The organism is Enterobacter cloacae complex sp. 397G4 (genome assembly GCF_050031515.1).
Classification (GTDB): Bacteria; Pseudomonadota; Gammaproteobacteria; order Enterobacterales; family Enterobacteriaceae; genus Enterobacter; species Enterobacter hormaechei_C.
In genome coordinates this window covers 2,582,498-2,600,592 of record NZ_JBLGWE010000001.1, presented here as the reverse complement: position 1 = coordinate 2,600,592, position 18,095 = coordinate 2,582,498, and the positions used below count along the sequence as shown (strand labels likewise).

General features: G+C 51.8%; 12 protein-coding genes and 2 pseudogenes. All 14 read left to right on the top strand.

Annotated features, from left to right (window positions below):
• The first annotated feature begins 459 nt into the window (after positions 1-459).
• The 14 genes and pseudogenes from tssB to ACQG1Y_RS12480 all read left to right on the top strand — a co-directional run bounded on the left by tssB (position 460) and on the right by ACQG1Y_RS12480 (position 18,059).
• Positions 460-951, top strand: a complete 492-nt coding sequence (gene tssB, locus ACQG1Y_RS12545) for a type VI secretion system contractile sheath small subunit (protein ID WP_033486877.1) — start codon at positions 460-462, stop codon at positions 949-951.
• A gap of 40 nt (positions 952-991) precedes the next feature.
• Entirely contained in the window at positions 992-2,527 is a 1,536-nt protein-coding gene (tssC, locus tag ACQG1Y_RS12540) for a type VI secretion system contractile sheath large subunit (protein ID WP_023324775.1), read from the top strand.
• Positions 2,528-2,542: 15 nt separating this feature from the next.
• Positions 2,543-3,883: a type VI secretion system baseplate subunit TssK gene (tssK, locus tag ACQG1Y_RS12535; RefSeq protein ID WP_045338102.1), complete on the top strand. Its 1,341-nt coding sequence runs from the start codon at positions 2,543-2,545 to the stop codon at positions 3,881-3,883.
• A complete protein-coding gene (tssL, locus tag ACQG1Y_RS12530; protein WP_414234725.1) occupies positions 3,880-4,569 on the top strand; it encodes a type VI secretion system protein TssL, short form in 690 nt (229 codons plus the stop codon). The genes tssK and tssL overlap by 4 nt, the downstream gene beginning before the upstream one ends.
• On the top strand, positions 4,566-6,272 hold the full coding sequence (locus ACQG1Y_RS12525) for an OmpA family protein (RefSeq protein ID WP_203435812.1): 1,707 nt from the start codon (positions 4,566-4,568) through the stop codon (positions 6,270-6,272). Before tssL ends, ACQG1Y_RS12525 begins: the two co-directional genes overlap by 4 nt.
• 5 nt (positions 6,273-6,277) lie before the next feature.
• Positions 6,278-6,769 carry a type VI secretion system effector Hcp gene (hcp, locus tag ACQG1Y_RS12520; RefSeq protein ID WP_414234724.1) on the top strand — a complete coding sequence of 164 codons (492 nt, stop codon included), beginning with the start codon at positions 6,278-6,280 and terminating at the stop codon, positions 6,767-6,769.
• A 173-nt stretch (positions 6,770-6,942) separates the two neighbouring features.
• On the top strand, positions 6,943-9,588 hold the full coding sequence (gene tssH, locus ACQG1Y_RS12515; protein ID WP_414234723.1) for a type VI secretion system ATPase TssH: 2,646 nt from the start codon (positions 6,943-6,945) through the stop codon (positions 9,586-9,588).
• Positions 9,585-12,077, top strand: coding sequence for a type VI secretion system Vgr family protein (locus ACQG1Y_RS12510; RefSeq protein ID WP_368740391.1), 2,493 nt, complete (start codon positions 9,585-9,587; stop codon positions 12,075-12,077). Before tssH ends, ACQG1Y_RS12510 begins: the two co-directional genes overlap by 4 nt.
• Positions 12,078-12,330: 253 nt before the next feature.
• Complete coding sequence (locus ACQG1Y_RS12505) at positions 12,331-14,262, top strand: T6SS effector phospholipase Tle3 domain-containing protein (protein ID WP_141414342.1); 1,932 nt, start codon at positions 12,331-12,333, stop codon at positions 14,260-14,262.
• Positions 14,263-14,524, top strand: a pseudogene (locus ACQG1Y_RS12500) (PAAR domain-containing protein).
• Positions 14,490-15,083, top strand: a pseudogene (locus ACQG1Y_RS12495) (DUF2345 domain-containing protein); the annotation flags it as partial. The pseudogenes ACQG1Y_RS12500 and ACQG1Y_RS12495, both read left to right, overlap by 35 nt.
• Position 15,084: 1 nt before the next feature.
• Entirely contained in the window at positions 15,085-16,134 is a 1,050-nt protein-coding gene (locus tag ACQG1Y_RS12490) for a T6SS immunity protein Tli3 family protein (protein WP_015572127.1), read from the top strand.
• The gene (locus tag ACQG1Y_RS12485) at positions 16,124-17,599 is read left to right on the top strand and encodes a T6SS effector phospholipase Tle3 domain-containing protein (protein ID WP_414234721.1); all 1,476 of its coding nucleotides are present in this window, start codon (positions 16,124-16,126) and stop codon (positions 17,597-17,599) included. Before ACQG1Y_RS12490 ends, ACQG1Y_RS12485 begins: the two co-directional genes overlap by 11 nt.
• Positions 17,580-18,059, top strand: coding sequence for an effector protein Tle3 domain-containing protein (locus ACQG1Y_RS12480; protein ID WP_229224434.1), 480 nt, complete (start codon positions 17,580-17,582; stop codon positions 18,057-18,059). The genes ACQG1Y_RS12485 and ACQG1Y_RS12480 overlap by 20 nt, the downstream gene beginning before the upstream one ends.
• The last annotated feature ends 36 nt before the right edge of the window (positions 18,060-18,095 follow it).

Genomic DNA, 18,095 nt, shown 5'->3' with positions numbered 1-18,095 from the left:
TCTTCCTCCCGTTTATCGAAAAACGCGTAGTCATTTATTCGCCATTCCAGTAGCAGTGTAGTCATTACTTTTTTTAAGATTAAATTTTTCCGATACAGGATTTTTCATATTCAGGCCATTTATTGAATTAAAACCTTATTTCTCTGCACTGTTAAGGGATGCGTTAATAAATGCATTGATGTAAATCAATTATTCAACCTCATGGAACAATAAGTTCAATATTTCCAATCAAAGCAGTCATTTCTGCCAAATTAATGTGAATAAATAGTTAATTTTTACTGTGTGTCATGTATCTATGGCATTTATGAATACAATAATTTAGTGGAATATTCTTAAGAAAAGTCTAATGGTAGATCTTTGATCTGATAAGTTGATTTTAAATGGGCTTTTGCTCTAATATGGTTTTGTAAAGAAACGTCACTCACTTAACATTTATTTCTTTTAAAGAAAGGGACTGCTATGGCCGATTCATTCCAGAATGAGGTGCCCAAGGCACGCATAAACTTAAAGCTGGCTCTGCATACAGGTGGCGCGCAGAAGAAAATCGAACTGCCGCTTAAACTCCTCACCGTCGGTGATTTCAGTAATGGAAAAGAGAATCGCCCATTATCAGAAAGGGAGAAAATTAACGTCAACAAAAATAACTTCAACAGCGTACTTTCGGAATTTAACCCGGAAGTGAATCTGACGGTTCCTAACACAATGGCCGGGGATGGTTCGGAAGAAAGCATAAATCTGAATTTCTCCGATATTAAGGATTTCGAACCTGAACAGGTTGCCCGCCAGATCCCCCAGCTCCGCGCCATGCTGGCCATGCGTAATTTATTACGCGACCTCAAATCCAATCTCCTTGATAACGCCACTTTCAGAAAAGAACTCGAGAAAATTCTTAAAGACCCGGCGCTGTCTCAGGAATTACGCGACGAAATGAGTGCACTGGCCCCGAAATAAGCGGCATGTGTAATTTAATGGATTAACCGGGAATATGCTGATGTCTGTGAATACTGAAACCGCCTCCGCGCAGGGGCAGACCACCGTACTGGAAAAAGAGGGCGTTTACGCCTCCCTGTTTGAAAAAATCAACCTGACCCCGGCCTCCAGCCTGGGGGATATCAATGCGTTTCTGGATGACGCCGCGCTTTCTGACGCTCCGGCGGGTGAACGCCTGACGGCGGCGATGCAGGTGTTTATGGACTGCATCCGCAAATCCGGTCAGCCGGTGGAGAAGCTCGACAAAACGCTGATTGACCACCATATCGCTGAGCTGGATTTCCAGATTAGTCGTCAGCTGGATGCCGTAATGCATCACCAGGAGTTCCAGAAGGTGGAGTCCCTGTGGCGCGGCCTGAAGCAGCTGGTGGACAGCACCGACTACCGCCAGAACGTGAAAACCGAAATTCTGGATGTGTCGAAAGAAGATCTGCGTCAGGACTTTGAAGACGCGCCAGAACTTATCCAGAGCGGCCTCTACTGGCACACCTATACCGCCGAATATGACACCCCGGGCGGAGAGCCGATTGGTTCCGTGATTTCATCCTATGAATTTGACGCCAGCCCGCAGGATGTGGCGCTGCTGCGCAACATCTCTAAAGTGTCAGCTGCCGCACATATGCCGTTTATTGGCTCTGTCGGGCCGAAATTCTTCCTGAAAGACTCCATGGAAGAGGTCGCTGCAATTAAGGATATCGGCAACTACTTCGACCGCGCGGAGTACATCAAGTGGAAATCTTTCCGCGACACCGACGACGCCCGCTACATCGGCCTCGTGATGCCGCGCGTGCTGGGGCGTCTGCCGTATGGCCCGGACACCGTACCTGTACGCAGCTTTAACTACGTTGAGCAGGTGAAAGGCCCGGATCACGAGAAATACCTGTGGACCAGCGCCTCGTTCTCCTTCGCGTCAAACATGGTGAAGAGCTTCATCAATAACGGCTGGTGCGTGCAGATCCGTGGCCCGCAGGCGGGCGGGGCGGTGAAAGACCTGCCTATTCATCTGTACGATCTGGGTACCGGCAACCAGGTGAAAATCCCGTCTGAGGTGATGATCCCGGAGACCCGCGAGTTTGAGTTTGCCAACCTCGGCTTTATTCCGCTCTCGTATTACAAAAACCGCGACTATGCCTGCTTCTTCTCGGCGAACTCCGCGCAGAAACCGGCGCTGTACGACACCGCGGATGCCACGGCCAACAGCCGCATCAACGCCCGTCTGCCGTACATCTTCCTGCTGTCGCGTATTGCGCACTATCTGAAGCTCATCCAGCGCGAGAACATCGGCACCACCAAGGACCGCCGTCTGCTGGAGCTGGAGCTGAATACCTGGGTGCGTAGTCTGGTGACGGAAATGACCGATCCGGGCGATGAGTTGCAGGCTTCTCATCCGCTGCGTGACGCGAAGGTGGTGGTGGAAGATATCGAAGACAACCCGGGTTTCTTCCGCGTGAAGCTGTTTGCGGTGCCGCACTTCCAGGTGGAAGGCATGGATGTGAACCTGTCTCTGGTGAGCCAGATGCCTAAAGCGAAAGCGTAACGTAAGGCAGGAAGCATGAGAACGGAACAACCGTTATGGGGCAGGGGCCAGATGGTCTCTCCCCAGCACTTCCAGCAACAGGCCGCCTATGCGACCTGGTCTGCGGAATGTATCGCCCGACTGGGTCTTTCCCATCCCTGGGGGGTGATTAATGCCTCTTTCGAACCGGATGTACTGAAGTTGGGCCGTCTACAGGCCCGTCATCTGCACCTCCGGTTCCCTGACGGGACATTAATCGATACGGATAATGCTGACGACCTGCCACCGGTGCTGGCGCTTGAGAGTGAAACACAGGACGTGGTGGTGGTTCTGGCTCTTCCGCTGCTGCGCGCGAATGGTGGCAACTGCCTTAAGCCCGATGAGGTGGCCGCGCGTCCTGTTCGCTATCGCCAGCGCTGGCGGGATGTCCGCAACCTTTTTGGCGATGATACCCGCCAAATTGCAGTGATGCGGCCAGAGCTGACGTTGCGATTTGCCCATCAGAACAACAGCGATTACCTGACCTGTCCGGTTGCCCGCCTGCAACAAGATTCGCAGGGGAACTGGGCACTTGATGAGACATACCTTCCGCCGCTGTTGGCGTTACTGGGCAGTCGCTGGCTGATGACCCAGCTGGAGCAACTGTTGACGCAACTGCGCGCCCGTCTGGGCCGCCTGATGGACATGCGCCGGGAAAGTAATGAGCGCATGGCGGATTTTGCCGTAGCCGATGTTTCATTGTTCTGGCTGCTCAATGCCCTGAACAGTGCTGAGCCCGTGCTGGGTCAGTTTCAGCGCCACCCGCAAAGCCCGCCTGAGCGTCTCTATCCGGAGCTGGCAAGGCTTGCAGGCAGCCTGTTGACATTCTCGCTGGAGCATCAGGTCAGTGCGATCCCGGCATGGCAGCATGAGCAGCTGAATAACGTCTTCCCGCCGCTGTTTGATTTACTTGGCGATCTTCTGGAAGCCAGCCTGCCGTCGCGGGTGGTGGCAATTGAGCTTGAGCATGATGACCGGCTTCACTTCTGGCAGGCCCGTCTGCATGATCCACGTCTGCGCGAAGGGGCTGATTATTACCTCTCCGTGCGTTCACCGATGCCGGTGGCACAATTGCAGGAGCAGTTCCCGCGCCAGTGCAAGGTCGGCAGTCCCGATCATGTCAGGAGTATCGTCAATTCATCGCGGGTGGGCGTCCCTCTGATGCCGCTGCGCCATGTGCCGGCAGCCATTCCACTACGCCTGGAAAATCAGTATTTCAGCCTTGATGTCTCTCATCCCCTGGCCATCGAAATGTTCCAGAGCGGCACCTGTATGTTTTACGTTCCGGGAATGCTCGCCGAGCCTGAACTTGAACTCTTTGCGGTACTGAGAACATGAATGATCGTAAACGCGCTACTGCCGCGTTCATTGATATTGATGCCCTGTTACAGGACACCTGGCTACAGGTGATCAGTCTGCGTCACGGCCCGACATTCCAGGACGGGGAAGGGCGTACGCTTTGGGAGCGCTGCATCGACGATGTCGGGCGTGTGCAGCGAGAACTGAAAGCGAGCGAACTCGATGAGGCCAGCTGCCAGCATATTCTTACGGCACAGTGTGCGCTGCTTGATGAGGCAGTCAAAGGTCGCGGTGTGGAGGATGACGCCTGTATACAGTGGTATGACATTCCCCTACAGGGATATTTCCTTGGCACCATGGACGCCGGTGACACGTTATGCGATCGGATGCGTGATGTGCTGCGTGAACCGGCTCCTGACCACGCCGTTGTGACCTGCTTCCAGCGAGTCATGATGCTCGGATTCCTCGGCAACTTCCGCTCCCTGAACGATCCTGAGCGGCAGAAACTCATGAATGCACTGAATGAATATGTTGCGCCGTTTAGCTATTCACAACCCCATCCCGTTCTGGCGGAAAGCCATGCCGGACAGGGGATAGGGGGTTGGCTGGCATCATGGCCCGTGCGCATTGGCCTGAGTGTGGTGGTGGTCACCGCATTATGGTGGGGACTGGATTGCTGGCTGGATCAGACACTGCTTACCCTGCTGCCGGGAGCCGTGAAATGAGCCCTGCACAACAGCGCGGGCTTGCGCTCTGGGCTGCCCTGCTGAGTGCAGTGGTCTGCCTGTGGTTTCTGCCAGCATCCCGTCTGGTTTCCATTCTCGTCCTGCTGGCGGTACTGGGACTCATCATAGCGTTCTGGGCTGTCGCCTGCCGTCGCGTGCAGCACGATTTCACCCTGTGTCTGGAGGACCTGCCTGAAGCCAATTATTGTCAGCCCGTGGTACTGGTCTGTGGCGATCTGCCGCTTGCCTGGCCGCATCAGTCACCTGTGCTTACTGTCACGCAGGGCTGCTGGATCCGTGTGGAGGATCATCTGGAACTGGAGCAGGCCGCCCGTCAGGTACTGTGGTTGCGCCCCGACTGGGGACGTCAGCTGTCAGTGATGGTCAGTGTTTGTCCGCAGCAGCACCCTGACAGTGAGCGCCTTACCAGTCGTTTGCTTGCCCTGCGCTGGCAGATTAGTCGATTGCGTAAAGCAACCGGCCATTCTGTGCCACTGGTTCTGAATGGACAGGTCGGCAGTGCGATGATGAATGACATGCTCTGGCAGACGGCGATCCTGGGGGAAGGGGTAAAGGTCTGGAGTGGAACTTCAGCGCCTGGCTCAGTTGCTGAATGGGTTAATACTGGCGGAACGCCTGCGATGCAGCAACAGGTGCTGATGAACAGCCTGATGAGCTGGTTCCAACAGCACGTCCAGGCTGTCCTTATGGATGAAAACCCCGATATTCCTGTCATTGAACCTGTTGCGGTTCTGTGGGGATTGGGCCCGATCCTGGCCGGAAGCATGGCCACCTCTGTCTGGACAGCGTGGTTGTCCCGCCATACTGCGATGCAGCAGGTGTCTGGCTGGCAGCCGGCGGGAACGGACAGTACGGTTATTTCCCTGTTCCCGAATTTTGTCCTCCCTTTACTGCCAGAAGGACGAGGCCTGACACCGCATGGTCGAACCTGGCGCGGTGCGCTCGGAATCTTCACGCTGGCGACCATTGCTGCGCTACTCAGCAGTGGCTGGAATAATCGCCAGCTGTTGCAACGCGTGAGCTTCGATATTGCACGCTATGAACGTATACCGATGAATGACTTCGGGCCGAAAGCTGACGCCGTTGCCGTGCTGCGCGAGGATGCGGCATTGCTGGACGACCATGCACGTAACGGTGTACCGGCCCGGCTGAGTCTGGGTCTGTATCAGGGCGGACGTCTGCGTATGCCAGTGCTGAATGCGATTCGCTCTTATGTGCCTCCGCCTCCGCCGCCTGAACCGGAACTCAAACCGGCACCGAAAATCATCCGCCTCGACAGCATGTCGCTGTTCGATACCGGAAAGTGGGCGCTTAAACCCGCCTCAACAAAGCTGCTGGTGAACTCACTGGTGGGGATCAAGGCGAAGCCCGGCTGGCTGATTGTGGTGGCGGGCCATACCGACAGCACCGGGGATGACCAGTCCAACCAGGTGCTGTCGCTTAAGCGCGCGGAGTCGGTGCGCGACTGGATGCGGGATACCGGCGACGTGCCGGAGAGCTGTTTTGCGGTGCAGGGCTATGGTGAAAGCCGTCCTGTCGCCACCAACGACACGGCTGAAGGCCGGGCGCTGAACCGCCGTGTCGAAATCAGTCTGGTACCGCAGGCGAATGCCTGTCAGGCGCCGGGCAAGACCCATGCGTCATCGCAGGATGATGGCGCTGATAACAATGTAACGGAGTAATTAACATGGCAATTCCAGTCTATCTGTGGCTGAAGGACGACGGCGGCGCGGACATCAAAGGGTCCGTGGACGTTCAGGATCGTGAAGGCAGTATCGAAGTGGTGGCCCAGGAGCACAACCTGTACATCCCGACCGATAACAATACCGGCAAGCTGACCGGCACCCGTATCCACACGCCTTTCCTGTTCACCAAGGAAATCGACTCCTCCAGCCCGTACCTGTACAAGGCGGTGACGACCGGCCAGAACCTGAAATCGGCTGAGTTCAAATGGTACAGAATCAATGACGCAGGCCAGGAAGTGGAGTACTTCAACACGAAGCTTGAGAACGTGAAGCTGGTGAAAGTGAATCCGAAGATGCATGACATCAAGGATCCTGCTTTCGAGAAGCACAACCACCTCGAGCAGATTGAACTGCGCTACGAAAAAATCACCTGGACCTACAAGGACGGCAACATCATTCATTCCGATTCCTGGAACGAACGCGCCACTGCGTAAGAGCCCTGAGCAGACGGTCAGCCGTCTGCTTTTTTTGCTGAGCGCCTGCACTGACGGGTGGTCAGCAAAGAAAAACACAATCTGCCTGCCCGACCTGATGCGCTTTGGGTTCCTGAATAACAGGGAACAGCGACGGGCGGTAGCGTGCCCGGAACTGATAAAGAGAGAGTCTCATGGAAAATCCAGCCATCCTGTTACGCCGTCTTAACCCTTACTGTGCCCGCGCGATGGAAGGGGCCGCTTCCCTGTGCCAGACCCGCGCCCATGCGGAAATACTGCCTGAGCACTGGCTGCTGAAACTGCTGGAGCAGGGTGAGGGCGACCTGACGGTGCTGGCGCGGCGCTACGAATGGGATATGGATACGATATGGCAGGATATGCTGGGTTTTCTGGACAGCCTGCCACGGTCGGTGCGCAGCCGTCCGCAGCTTTCGGAGGGCGTGCAGTCCCTTATGCAGGACGCCTGGCTGCACGCCTCGCTGGCGGGGGAAGAACATATCCGCAGCATTCACCTCCTGATGGCTCTGGTGGAAAAACCGAAACTGCTGCGCTGTGACGGCCTGTGGCCGCTGCTGACGCTGGCGCAGAGCCAGCTTGAGCGCCTGCGTGGACTTCTGGATGCGCAGTCGGATGAACGACCGGAGGTGCAGCAGGAAGCGGAGCTTACGCAGGGGGATGAGGTGGAGTTTGTCGGCCGTCCGGTGAATGCGGATATAACAGGAGAGCTGAACCCGGCGTTGCAGAATGCGCTGGACAGGTTCACCCTCGACGTCACCGCCCGCGCCCGTGAGGGCAGAATCGACCCGGTCTATGGCCGCGACAATGAAATCCGCCAGATGGTGGACATTCTTTCCCGGCGCCGCAAGAACAACCCGATTCTGGTCGGCGAACCGGGCGTCGGCAAGACCGCGCTCGTGGAGGGACTGGCGCTGCGCATTCATGAGGGCAATGTGCCGGACGCGCTGAAGCCGGTCTCCGTGCGCACCCTTGACCTCGGCCTGTTACAGGCCGGGGCGGGTGTGAAGGGGGAATTCGAGCAGCGCCTGAAAAACATCATCGACGCGGTGCAGCAGTCACCCCAGCCGGTTCTGCTCTTTATTGACGAGGCGCACACCATTATCGGCGCGGGCAACCAGGCGGGCGGCGCCGATGCGGCCAACCTGCTGAAACCGGCGCTCGCCCGCGGTGAGCTCAGAACCATCGCCGCCACCACCTGGAGTGAGTACAAACAGTACTTTGAGCGCGACGCCGCGCTGGAGCGTCGTTTCCAGATGGTGAAGGTGGACGAACCGGACGACAACACCGCCTGCCTGATGCTGCGCGGACTCAAGTCACGCTACGCGGAGCACCATGGCGTGCATATTACCGATGAAGCGGTTAAAGCCGCCGTCACGTTGTCCAGACGCTATCTGACCGGACGCCAGCTTCCTGACAAGGCGGTGGATTTGCTGGATACTGCCTCTGCCCGTGTCCGTACGAGCCTGGATACGGTGCCGGAGCCGCTGACCCGCATGAAGGCGCAGCTCACGGCCCTTGCTATGGAGAAGCAGGCGCTGCTGGAGGATATCGTGGTGGGTAATACCGCTCACGGCGAACGTCTGGCCGCCATCGGAGAGGAAGAGGTCGCCATCATTTTGCAGCTCGACGAACGGGAAGCCCAGTACGGCCAGGAGCTGAAACTGACGGAAGAACTGCTTGCCTGCCGCACGGATATCTCCCGTCAGGGGGAGATTGCGGACCTTCAGATGCAGCTTACTGCCGTGCAGCAGAATACCCCGCTGCTGGGGCTGGATGTGGACGCGCGTACCGTCGCCACCGTTATCGCCGACTGGACGGGCGTACCGCTCTCTTCCCTGATGAAGGACGAGCAGACGGAACTGCTGAGCCTTGAGCACAGTCTGGCGAAACGCGTTGTCGGTCAGGACAGTGCGCTGAATACCATTGCGCAACGCCTGCGCGCCAGCAAAACCGGTCTGGCGCCTGAGAACGGCCCGCAGGGCGTGTTCCTGCTTGTGGGGCCGAGCGGCACCGGCAAGACCGAAACCGCACTGGCGCTGGCCGATGAACTGTTCGGCGGCGAGAAGTCCCTTATCACCATCAACCTTTCGGAATACCAGGAGCCACACACCGTTTCGCAGCTTAAGGGCTCACCTCCGGGCTACGTGGGTTACGGTCAGGGCGGCATTCTGACCGAAGCCGTCCGTAAGCGCCCGTACAGCGTGGTGCTGCTGGACGAAGTGGAAAAGGCGCACCAGGACGTGATGAACCTGTTCTATCAGGTGTTTGACCGAGGCTTCATGCGCGACGGCGAGGGGCGGGAAATTGACTTCCGTAACACGGTGATTCTGATGACCTCCAACCTCGGCAGCGACCTCATCATGCAGATGCTGGAGGAGCAGCCGGAGGCGACAGAGCCGGACCTGCATGAACTGCTGCGTCCTGTCCTGCGGGACCACTTCCAGCCCGCGCTGCTGGCGCGCTTCCAGACGGTGATTTACCGTCCGTTGGCAAAGGCAGCGATGCGTACCATTGTGGAGATGAAGCTGAATCAGGTGAGCAGACGCCTCAACCGTCACTACGGTATGACTACCCATATCAGCGAAAGCCTGTACGACGCACTGACTGCCGCCTGCCTGCTGCCGGATACCGGTGCGCGCAATATCGACAGCCTGCTGAACCAGCAGATTCTGCCGGTGCTGAGCCAGCAGCTGCTGAGCCATATGGCAGCGGGGCAGAAGCCGCATACCCTGACGCTGGGCTGGGATGAGGGAGAGGGCATAGTGCTCGAGTTTGACCGGACAGAAGGTGAGCATGCATGAGCAGTAATCTTCCCTTACGATTCAGCCACAGCCATCACCTGCTGTCGGTGAAGGGCTGCGATGCAGGGCTTGATGTACTGGCGTTTGAGGGCGATGAAGCCCTGAGCACGCCGTTCAGCTACCGTACTGAATTCACCAGTACGGACCATGCCATCAGCAAAGAGATGATGCTGATGAAAGCGGCTTCCCTGACGCTTCAGGCCCCGGTAGACCAGGGGTACGGCATCAAAATACAGCAGCCGGTGCGGGTGATTCAGGGCGTGGTCACGGGTTTTGAACGTCTGGGTACCTCAAAGGATGAAACCCGTTACGCAGTGACGCTTGAGCCGCGTCTGGCCCTGCTCAGCCGTTCGCACCAGAACGCCGTCTACCAGGACATGTCCGTCCCGCAGATTGTGGAGAAAATCCTGCGCGAGCGCCACGGCATGCGCGGCCAGGACTTCCTGTTCTCACTGAGTAAAGAGTATCCGCGCCGTGAGCAGGTGATGCAGTACGCTGAGGACGACCTGCACTTTATCACCCGCCTGCTGGGTGAGGTCGGTATCTGGTTCCGCTTCACCACCGACACGCGCCTCAACATTGACGTGGTGGAGTTTTACGACAGCCGGCAGGGATATGAGAAAGGCCTGACGCTGCCGTCGGTGCCGCCGTCAGGGCAGCACTCGCAGGGTGTGGACTCGGTGTGGGAAATGGAGAGCCACCATAATGTGGTGCAGAAGGCGGTCAGCACCCGCGATTACAACTACCGTCAGGCCACGGAGGACATGAACACCCGGGTTGACGCGACCCGCGGGGATGTCACCACGTACGGTGAGGCCTATCACTGGGCGGATAACTACCTGACGCCGGGCAGCGCGTATGACCGCAACCCGGCTGCGGAGTCCGGGGCGTTTTACGCCCGCATCCGTCATGAGCGCTACCTGAATGACCAGACGCAGACCGTTGCCTTCACCAGTTGTCCGGAGCTCTCTCCGGGTATGCTGCTGAAAGTCACCGGCGGGTACGAAGTGGCAGAAGTGTTTGCGCAGGGCGTGGTTGTCACGGCGATGCACAGCCATGCGCAGCGTGATGCGGACTTTTGCGTCAGGTTTGACGGTATCCCGGACAGCACTGATTTCAGTTTCCGCCCTGAGCCTGGTTCACGTCCGGTGATGGCCGGTACCTTACCGGCCCGCGTCACCAGTACCACTGAAAATGACACCTACGGGCATATCGATAAAGACGGCCGCTACCGCGTCAACATGCTGTTTGACCGTGAGAACTGGGAGACCGGGTTCGAGAGTCTGTGGGTCCGTCAGTCCCGCCCGTATGCGGGTGACACCTACGGCCTGCACCTGCCGCTGCTGGCAGGCACCGAGGTGGCGATTGGTTTTGAGGGCGGCAACCCGGACCGGCCGTACATTGCCGGTGTGCTGCACGACTCGGCGCACGGCGACCACGTCACCATCCGCAACTACAGACGCAACGTGCTGCGCACGCCGGCGAACAACAAAATCCGCCTCGACGACGAGCGCGGGAAAGAGCATATCAAGGTCAGCACGGAGTACGGCGGCAAGAGCCAGCTGAATCTCGGCCATCTGGTCGACAGCGACAGGCAGAAGCGCGGTGAGGGGTTTGAGCTCAGAACCGACAACTGGGGCGCCATCCGGGCGCAGAAAGGGATTTTTATTAGTGCTGACGGCCAGGCGAAGGCGCAGGGCCAGGTCCTTGATATGGAGCCTGCACTCGCACGGCTTTCAGCAGCATTAGTGGAAATGGAATCCCTTGCTGCCTGCGCACAGCAGGCTCAGGCTCTGGCTGCCGATGTTGGCCGTCAGCAAAAACTCCTGAAGCAGAAAATTGAACAACTGCATGAAGAGGTGATTCTGGGCAGTGCGCCAAAAGGCATGGCACTGGTGAGCGGCGAAGATATGCAGCTATCAGCCAGTGATAATATGACACTGACAGCGGGTAAACAGCTGGATGTTGGTGCGCAGAATGATTTTACGCTGGCGGCCGGTAAACAACTCAGCCTGTACAGCCGTGAAGGAGCAAAACTGTTCAGCTCGCAAAACGACATTGATATTCAGGCGCAGGGCGGAAACATCACCACATGGTCCACGCAGGATACGCATGTTTCAAGCGGCAGGAAAATGGTTGTCACGGCACAGGACGAGCTGACGCTGATTTGTGGTGGTGGCTATATCAAAATCAGCGGTGGGAATGTTGAGATTGGTGGTCCGGGTAAACTGCTGATTAAGAACACGGGCATCAGGAAAGCGGGCACGGGCAGTATGCAGGGGGTGATGAAGTCGTTTGAACCTTCTACGTTTGATGAGAAATTTGTCATCAGAAATGCATTAACCCAAGAGCCGCTTCCAGGAAAAGCCTATAAAATAACTATGCCAAACGGGTCAGTTGTCACTGGTATAACAGACGCGCAGGGGGCAACGACGCTTAATTCTTCGGATTTGATAGATGATATGATAATAACACTTACTGGTCGTTAAATAATATTAATGGAATACATATGTTAGGATTAATACTCTTTATAATGTGTTTATATTCTCTTGTAATTGGTAGCATCTTATATATTTTTGTTGGCTTTTTGCATAAACCTATTGATGGCGGGTGTAAAAAAGCAGGCAAGTGGTGTATGTGTGTGGTTTTATCATATTTAATTATATATATCTTCCAATCACATGGTGTCCCAGTAATAAGATAAGTGGCGGCTTGTCTAATAGATAAAAAAGGATGCTTCTAATGAGTGAAAAAACAGATACAACCAGGGCTTTAGAGTTAAAGTATGACGACAATGGAAAACCTTCATGGCGTTCATGCCCTTCTCATAAAAATATAAAGGTCCGCGGAGGATGTGATTTACCTCCTCATCTCCCTGGTTTGATAATACTCGTCCATGGGGTTAACTCAACAGGTGAATGGTATCAAAATGCGGAAGAGTCTCTCTGCAAAGGATTAAATGACAGGTTAGGGCTCAATGGTTCTCAATTTGAATTGAAGCCGAACAAATATAGTACAGATTGTGAGAAGGAGGAAGGGAAAAGTAACTCGTCACCTTCACCTTTAGCTCGTAGAAAACTTATTGAAAATTCTGAGCGCTCTCCAATCATTCGATTCTATTGGGGGTATTCTTCTGTGAGGGAGGAAGAGGATAAATATATTATCCCGTTAGCTAATGCGGATGGTGAAGATTATCATGAAATGAAAAGAACAGGTATAAAACAAGATGACATTCAAAAAAAAGGGCCATATATATGGGGAGGTGGCCCATTCCAAAATGGCACGAATAACTTACACTCGCTTTGGAGTGACTATGGATTCGATGAGAATCTGGCGGGAATCTCTGGAGCAAAACTTCAGTATCTCAATGAAGATAAAGATAGACTTTTAACAAATGCTCCACCAAGAAAATACTATTCACATGCAGCTAAGAGATTAGCAGATCTTTTAGACCTTATCCGGGATAAATATCCAAATGATACGGTTAGTATTATCTCTCATAGCCAAGGGACAATGATTTCGCTAGCCGCAGTCGCATTAGCAAAAAAAGGGCCAGATACTCTTTTTATATTAAACTCCCCTTATGCAATGCATAATAGCCAGCTTAATGAGCTTTCAATTCCTCAGAAAGAGAGAATTTCTCCAAGCGGACGCGAAAATACATTATCATCAATAATTGAAAAAATTGCAAAGCAATCCACGCATCTGTCCTCTGTGGGTTATAAAGGGTTATGTGTAGGCAAGTTTACTGATAAAACGAATTGGAAGCCTGAAGGTGAGAATGTAATACGGGCTGGAAAAATACAAGAGCGTGATAATCATGGCAGAACGTATATTTATTTTTGCCCTCATGACCGAGTTATGGGGTCATTACCGCTTCGCTCGATAGGGTGGCAAGGGCTACCTAATGATAAAAATGGTAATCCACATCCATTAATTGTGAAATTTAAAAATAATTTGTACCAGAGGATGTTGGCCAGGAATACGCCATGCGGTTCTTATCCTGATAAGCAGACACCATTTGGTACTTTACCTGATGGAAAACCATTTTGGGATGATGATGGTGATAAATATCAAAGTAGTAGCATTACATATCCTGACCCTCCAAAATGGCAAACAGTGTTTGTAAATGCAGAGAAAGTCCCTGAGCCTATTAATCCCAGTGAGCTGGCCGAATTTGACGAAACCAGAGTAGGTAAAGAGCATGGCTCAAAACAACAGGATGGGTGGGGTGAGATAGCCCCTAAAACTGGAAAGAAAAATGACAATACATATGATAACTATGTCAATTTATATCCAAACCAAGATGTCGTAATCGGCTATAAGGAGCTTCCAAGTGGTTATGTGCAAGAGATAACAAGGAAGGAAACTTTCGAAGAAAAAGATAAAAGGTTACGAACTTATGTTTCTCAACCAACAGATCACAGCACACTGCCCGGAAACAAGGAATTTATGACCAGAGTAGTAGCTTATGATTTACCGATAGGTTACTGCGATGCTACATGGGATAAAGAATTTCTTTCAACGCTCCGATATCTTGCTGATTGGACCACTGGCGCAGACCCTTATATGAACACTGGGGTTGTTGAAAGAATTAATGAACCTTCAATGATAAGTCGGGAAACGGGTATCGAGGAAATTATTCGAGAAAAGGCAAAGGAGTATGGTTATTAAATGAGTAGATACGTCGTTGTTTTAGGGATGCCACTACGCGTGATGGTAAAGTTACATCAGCCTCATCCAGTTTCGATATAGCCGGTAAAAAAATGCCGCACTTTTGAATGATACCGTCAGTTGCCCGGAACACGGTATGAATAAAATTATTGAATGCGATGTTTCTGCGTATGAAGAAAACGGGCGTGGAATTATATTGCATGGCTGCAAGACGCAGTGTGGTGCGAGTGTCATTGCAAGTTATGCAGCTATCAGTCAGTGATAATCTTACGCTGACAGCGGGTAAACAGCTGGATGTTGGTGCGCAGAAGGACTTTACGCTGGCGGCCGGTAAACAACTCAGCCTGTACAGCCGTGAAGGGGCAAAACTGTTCAGCTCGCAAAACGATATTGATATTCAGGCGCAGGGCGGAAACATCACCACATGGTCCACACAGGATACGCATATTTCAAGCGGCAGGAAAATAGTCATTACAGCACAGGACGAGCTGACGCTGATATGCGGTGGCGGCTACATCAAAATCAAAGGCGGGAATGTTGAGGTTGGTGGTCCGGGTAAGCTGCCGATTAAGAACGCGGGTATCAGGAAAGCGGACATAGGCAGTATGCAGGGGGTGATGAAGTCGTTTGAACCTTCTACGTTTGATGAGAAATTTGTCATCAGAAATGCGCTGACAAAAGAACCTATACCAGGTAAAGCGTACAAAATCACCATGCCAGATGGTTCTGTTGTTTCCGGTATTACAGATGCTTCTGGAGCAACGTCACTCAATTCTTCTGATGTTATCGATATGATTATCAGCTTAGTAAAGGCGAATTAAGATGAGATGGAATCAGTCAGACAGGAAAGTCCTTACAATTATAGCCATTATTGGTGTATTCCTGTATGCCATTTATAAAGGCTTACAGTTCCTGGCAGGAGCCAGTATGGGAGCCAGTTTTGGGGTGGGTCTGGGAGGAATGAGCGGTTCTCAGAAGGTAGAAGAGTCACGAAAAGTTGAAACAGATGCTCCTGCTCAAATTATTTATCGCATAGATAAAAATCGATACCTGACGCTGGAAAACTACATATCCTGTGATAGGGGTGGACAAGTATATTACAATGACTCTCAGAGGGGAATAAAAACACACCTGGGATGGGATAACGATTTTTATGATTTCTCATATCGCCGGGGAAATAATATTGCGGCTTATCAAGGCTCTATTATTAATGGGGCGGATAATGGTTATCTGGCATTCCCTGGCGCATCTACCAGACAATATTGTGGTAGTGGAAGGTCAGAAACAGGTTGCCCTGTGTTTTTCTTCTTTTCAGCAGATCATGGGAACACATTTATATATAAAATTGTAGCTATGGAATACAGCACCCCAGAACGTTTTAGTCAGCTTAAAGTAGTAGTGGCTAATGATGGTGTTTATCTAAGGGATGAGTCTAAAACGGAGGATAGCTATTCTCGCCCTACAGGTCTCAATGACCTTAGCTCAGTGAATAAATTAAGGTTTTCTGACGGCAATTTAATCAGTGTTTATGATGACTGGCAGAAAAAAATTGATGAGTTAGTGAAAGAAGAACTGATAAGAAAAAAAATGCCCTATGCAAACGAGTATGGACCTAGATTTCATATATTCGACTATCTCAGAACATTAACGCCACCGAAAACACATGAGGAAAGGAATTTAATGGCAAACGAATTGTCTGAAATCCAGATTAGGATTGAAGATGAAGTTTATAAAGATGGAATTAAATTTCCGAAGCCTTCAACGTCAAGTATTGATGTTAAATATCAATGTAATAAAAATATTAAAGCTAAAGCCATCACATATACTAATGAGTCAAATGGGAAAAAGGAGGTGGTGAAAAATGAACAATAATTATGAACCTGTTCGGGAACTTGAATGTAAGTTTGATGATAATGGGCATCCTTCCTGGCGTTCATTTCCCTCTCATAAAAATTGCCAAATCAGAGGTGGGTGTGATTTACCTCCACATTTGCCTGGAATTATTATTCTTGTACATGGTGTTAACTCGACAGGAGAATGGTTTTCAATTGCTGAGGACAAAATTTGTGAAGGCCTGAATAAGAGACTTGGATTAAAAGGGACTGATTATAAACTGGTGGCTAATAAATATTTTTCTGATGAAAAAATAGAGACTGAACCTCTTATAGAAAGAGATTTGCCTGCGCCTAAGAAGGAAACCTCTCCAGTCATTCGCTTTTACTGGGGGTATGCTTCACCTAAAGGTAATGAAGATAAATATGATATACCGTTAGCCAATAGGAAAGGCGTTGATTACCATCACTTAAAAAGGCAAGGCATGCCTCATGAAAATATTATTGCTCAGGGGCCATTTTTCTGGGGCGGCGGGCCATTCCAGAACGGTACAAATAATCTGCACTCTTTATGGAGTGAGACAGGGTTTAAAGAGAGAGTAGCAGGTATCAAAGTCCAGTGGTTTAATGAAGACAAAGATCGCCTGTTAACCAATGCGCCACCGCGAAAATACTACGCGCATGCTGCAAAACGCCTTGCAGACCTGGTTGACAGTATTCGTAATAAATATCCCAAAGATACAGTAACCATTATTTCTCACAGCCAGGGAACCATGGTTGCAATGGCTGCGGTAGCGATAGCCAGGAATGCACCTGATGAATTATTTGTACTTAATTCTCCTTATGCACTGGATCATAACGATCTTAATGGGGCGTCACTTCCGGCAGATGAATGCATTTCGCCAGAAGGGCGGCAGAATACGTTATCTGCCATCATTGATAAGGTGGCTTCCAGAAAAAATCATTTATCATCACTGGGCTATGAAGGGCTTTGTGTCGGACAGACGGCAGATAAAAAGAACTGGCGACCAGATGTCGCTCTTGCCAGTGAAAGTGGCAGCAGTCTTGCCGAACGAGATAACCACGGACGCACTTATATTTACTTCTGTCCTCATGATCGAGTTATGGGGTCACGTCCGCTACGCTCAATTGGCTGGCAGGGATTACCCAATAATTCTCAGGGGCAGCCTCATCCTCTGCTGAAAAAGCATCAGGGAAATTTATTTCAGCGCATGCTGGCTCGCAGTACTCCATGTGGCGAAGCGCCAAATCCCGCAACACCTTTTGCAAAATTGCCGGATGGTAAACCGTTCTGGGATGATAAAGGCGACAAGTATCAAAGCAGTAGTTTCACCTATCCAGATCCTCCGGAATGGCAAACGGTTTTTATTAATGCCGAAAAGGTACCTGAACCTATAGATGCTGCAAAATTAGCTAATTTTGATGTATCACGTGTTGGAGCTGAACACGATGACAGACAGATAGATGGCTGGGGGGGAAATTAATCCGGATAAAAATCTAAAAAACGACAATACCTATGACAATTACATCAATTTATACCCCAATCAGGATATTGTGATTGGATTTAAAAATGTGGGAACTGAATCTGAGCCCCGAATGGTGCCTGTGACCCGTAAGGAGACATTTGAAGAAAAGGATCTTCGTATAAGAACCTATGTTTCTCAGCCCACGGATCATAGTACTCTTCCTATGCGTGCTGATTTCATGTCTCAGGTGGTGGCATATGATTTACCGATTGGGTATTGCGATGCAACCTGGGATAAAGAATTTATGGCAGATTTACGGCGAAAAGCGGACTGGACGCAGGGAGAGGATCCTTATCTCTCCAGTGGAGAGCCAGACAAAGTACCTGAACCTGATTTAATTAGTCAGGACACTGTTGTTGATGAATTTTATAAAGAGCAAAGTAAGCTGCCAGCATATAGAGCTGTAAATAAAGCATAAACACACTTCGGTAGGTTGTTGTTCAGTGGGTTTGCT

Bases quoted from the DNA above. Each gene is read 5' to 3' on its own strand.
- ACQG1Y_RS12510 (WP_368740391.1), top strand. From the start codon at position 9,585: ATGAGCAGTAATCTTCCCTTACGATTCAGCCACAGCCATCACCTGCTG.
- tssB (WP_033486877.1), top strand. From the start codon at position 460: ATGGCCGATTCATTCCAGAATGAGGTGCCCAAGGCACGCATAAACTTA.
- ACQG1Y_RS12490 (WP_015572127.1), top strand. From the start codon at position 15,085: ATGAGATGGAATCAGTCAGACAGGAAAGTCCTTACAATTATAGCCATT.
- hcp (WP_414234724.1), top strand. From the start codon at position 6,278: ATGGCAATTCCAGTCTATCTGTGGCTGAAGGACGACGGCGGCGCGGAC.
- ACQG1Y_RS12480 (WP_229224434.1), top strand. From the start codon at position 17,580: ATGGCTGGGGGGGAAATTAATCCGGATAAAAATCTAAAAAACGACAAT.
- tssK (WP_045338102.1), top strand. From the start codon at position 2,543: ATGAGAACGGAACAACCGTTATGGGGCAGGGGCCAGATGGTCTCTCCC.
- tssL (WP_414234725.1), top strand. From the start codon at position 3,880: ATGAATGATCGTAAACGCGCTACTGCCGCGTTCATTGATATTGATGCC.
- tssC (WP_023324775.1), top strand. From the start codon at position 992: ATGTCTGTGAATACTGAAACCGCCTCCGCGCAGGGGCAGACCACCGTA.
- ACQG1Y_RS12485 (WP_414234721.1), top strand. From the start codon at position 16,124: ATGAACAATAATTATGAACCTGTTCGGGAACTTGAATGTAAGTTTGAT.
- tssH (WP_414234723.1), top strand. From the start codon at position 6,943: ATGGAAAATCCAGCCATCCTGTTACGCCGTCTTAACCCTTACTGTGCC.
- ACQG1Y_RS12505 (WP_141414342.1), top strand. From the start codon at position 12,331: ATGAGTGAAAAAACAGATACAACCAGGGCTTTAGAGTTAAAGTATGAC.
- ACQG1Y_RS12525 (WP_203435812.1), top strand. From the start codon at position 4,566: ATGAGCCCTGCACAACAGCGCGGGCTTGCGCTCTGGGCTGCCCTGCTG.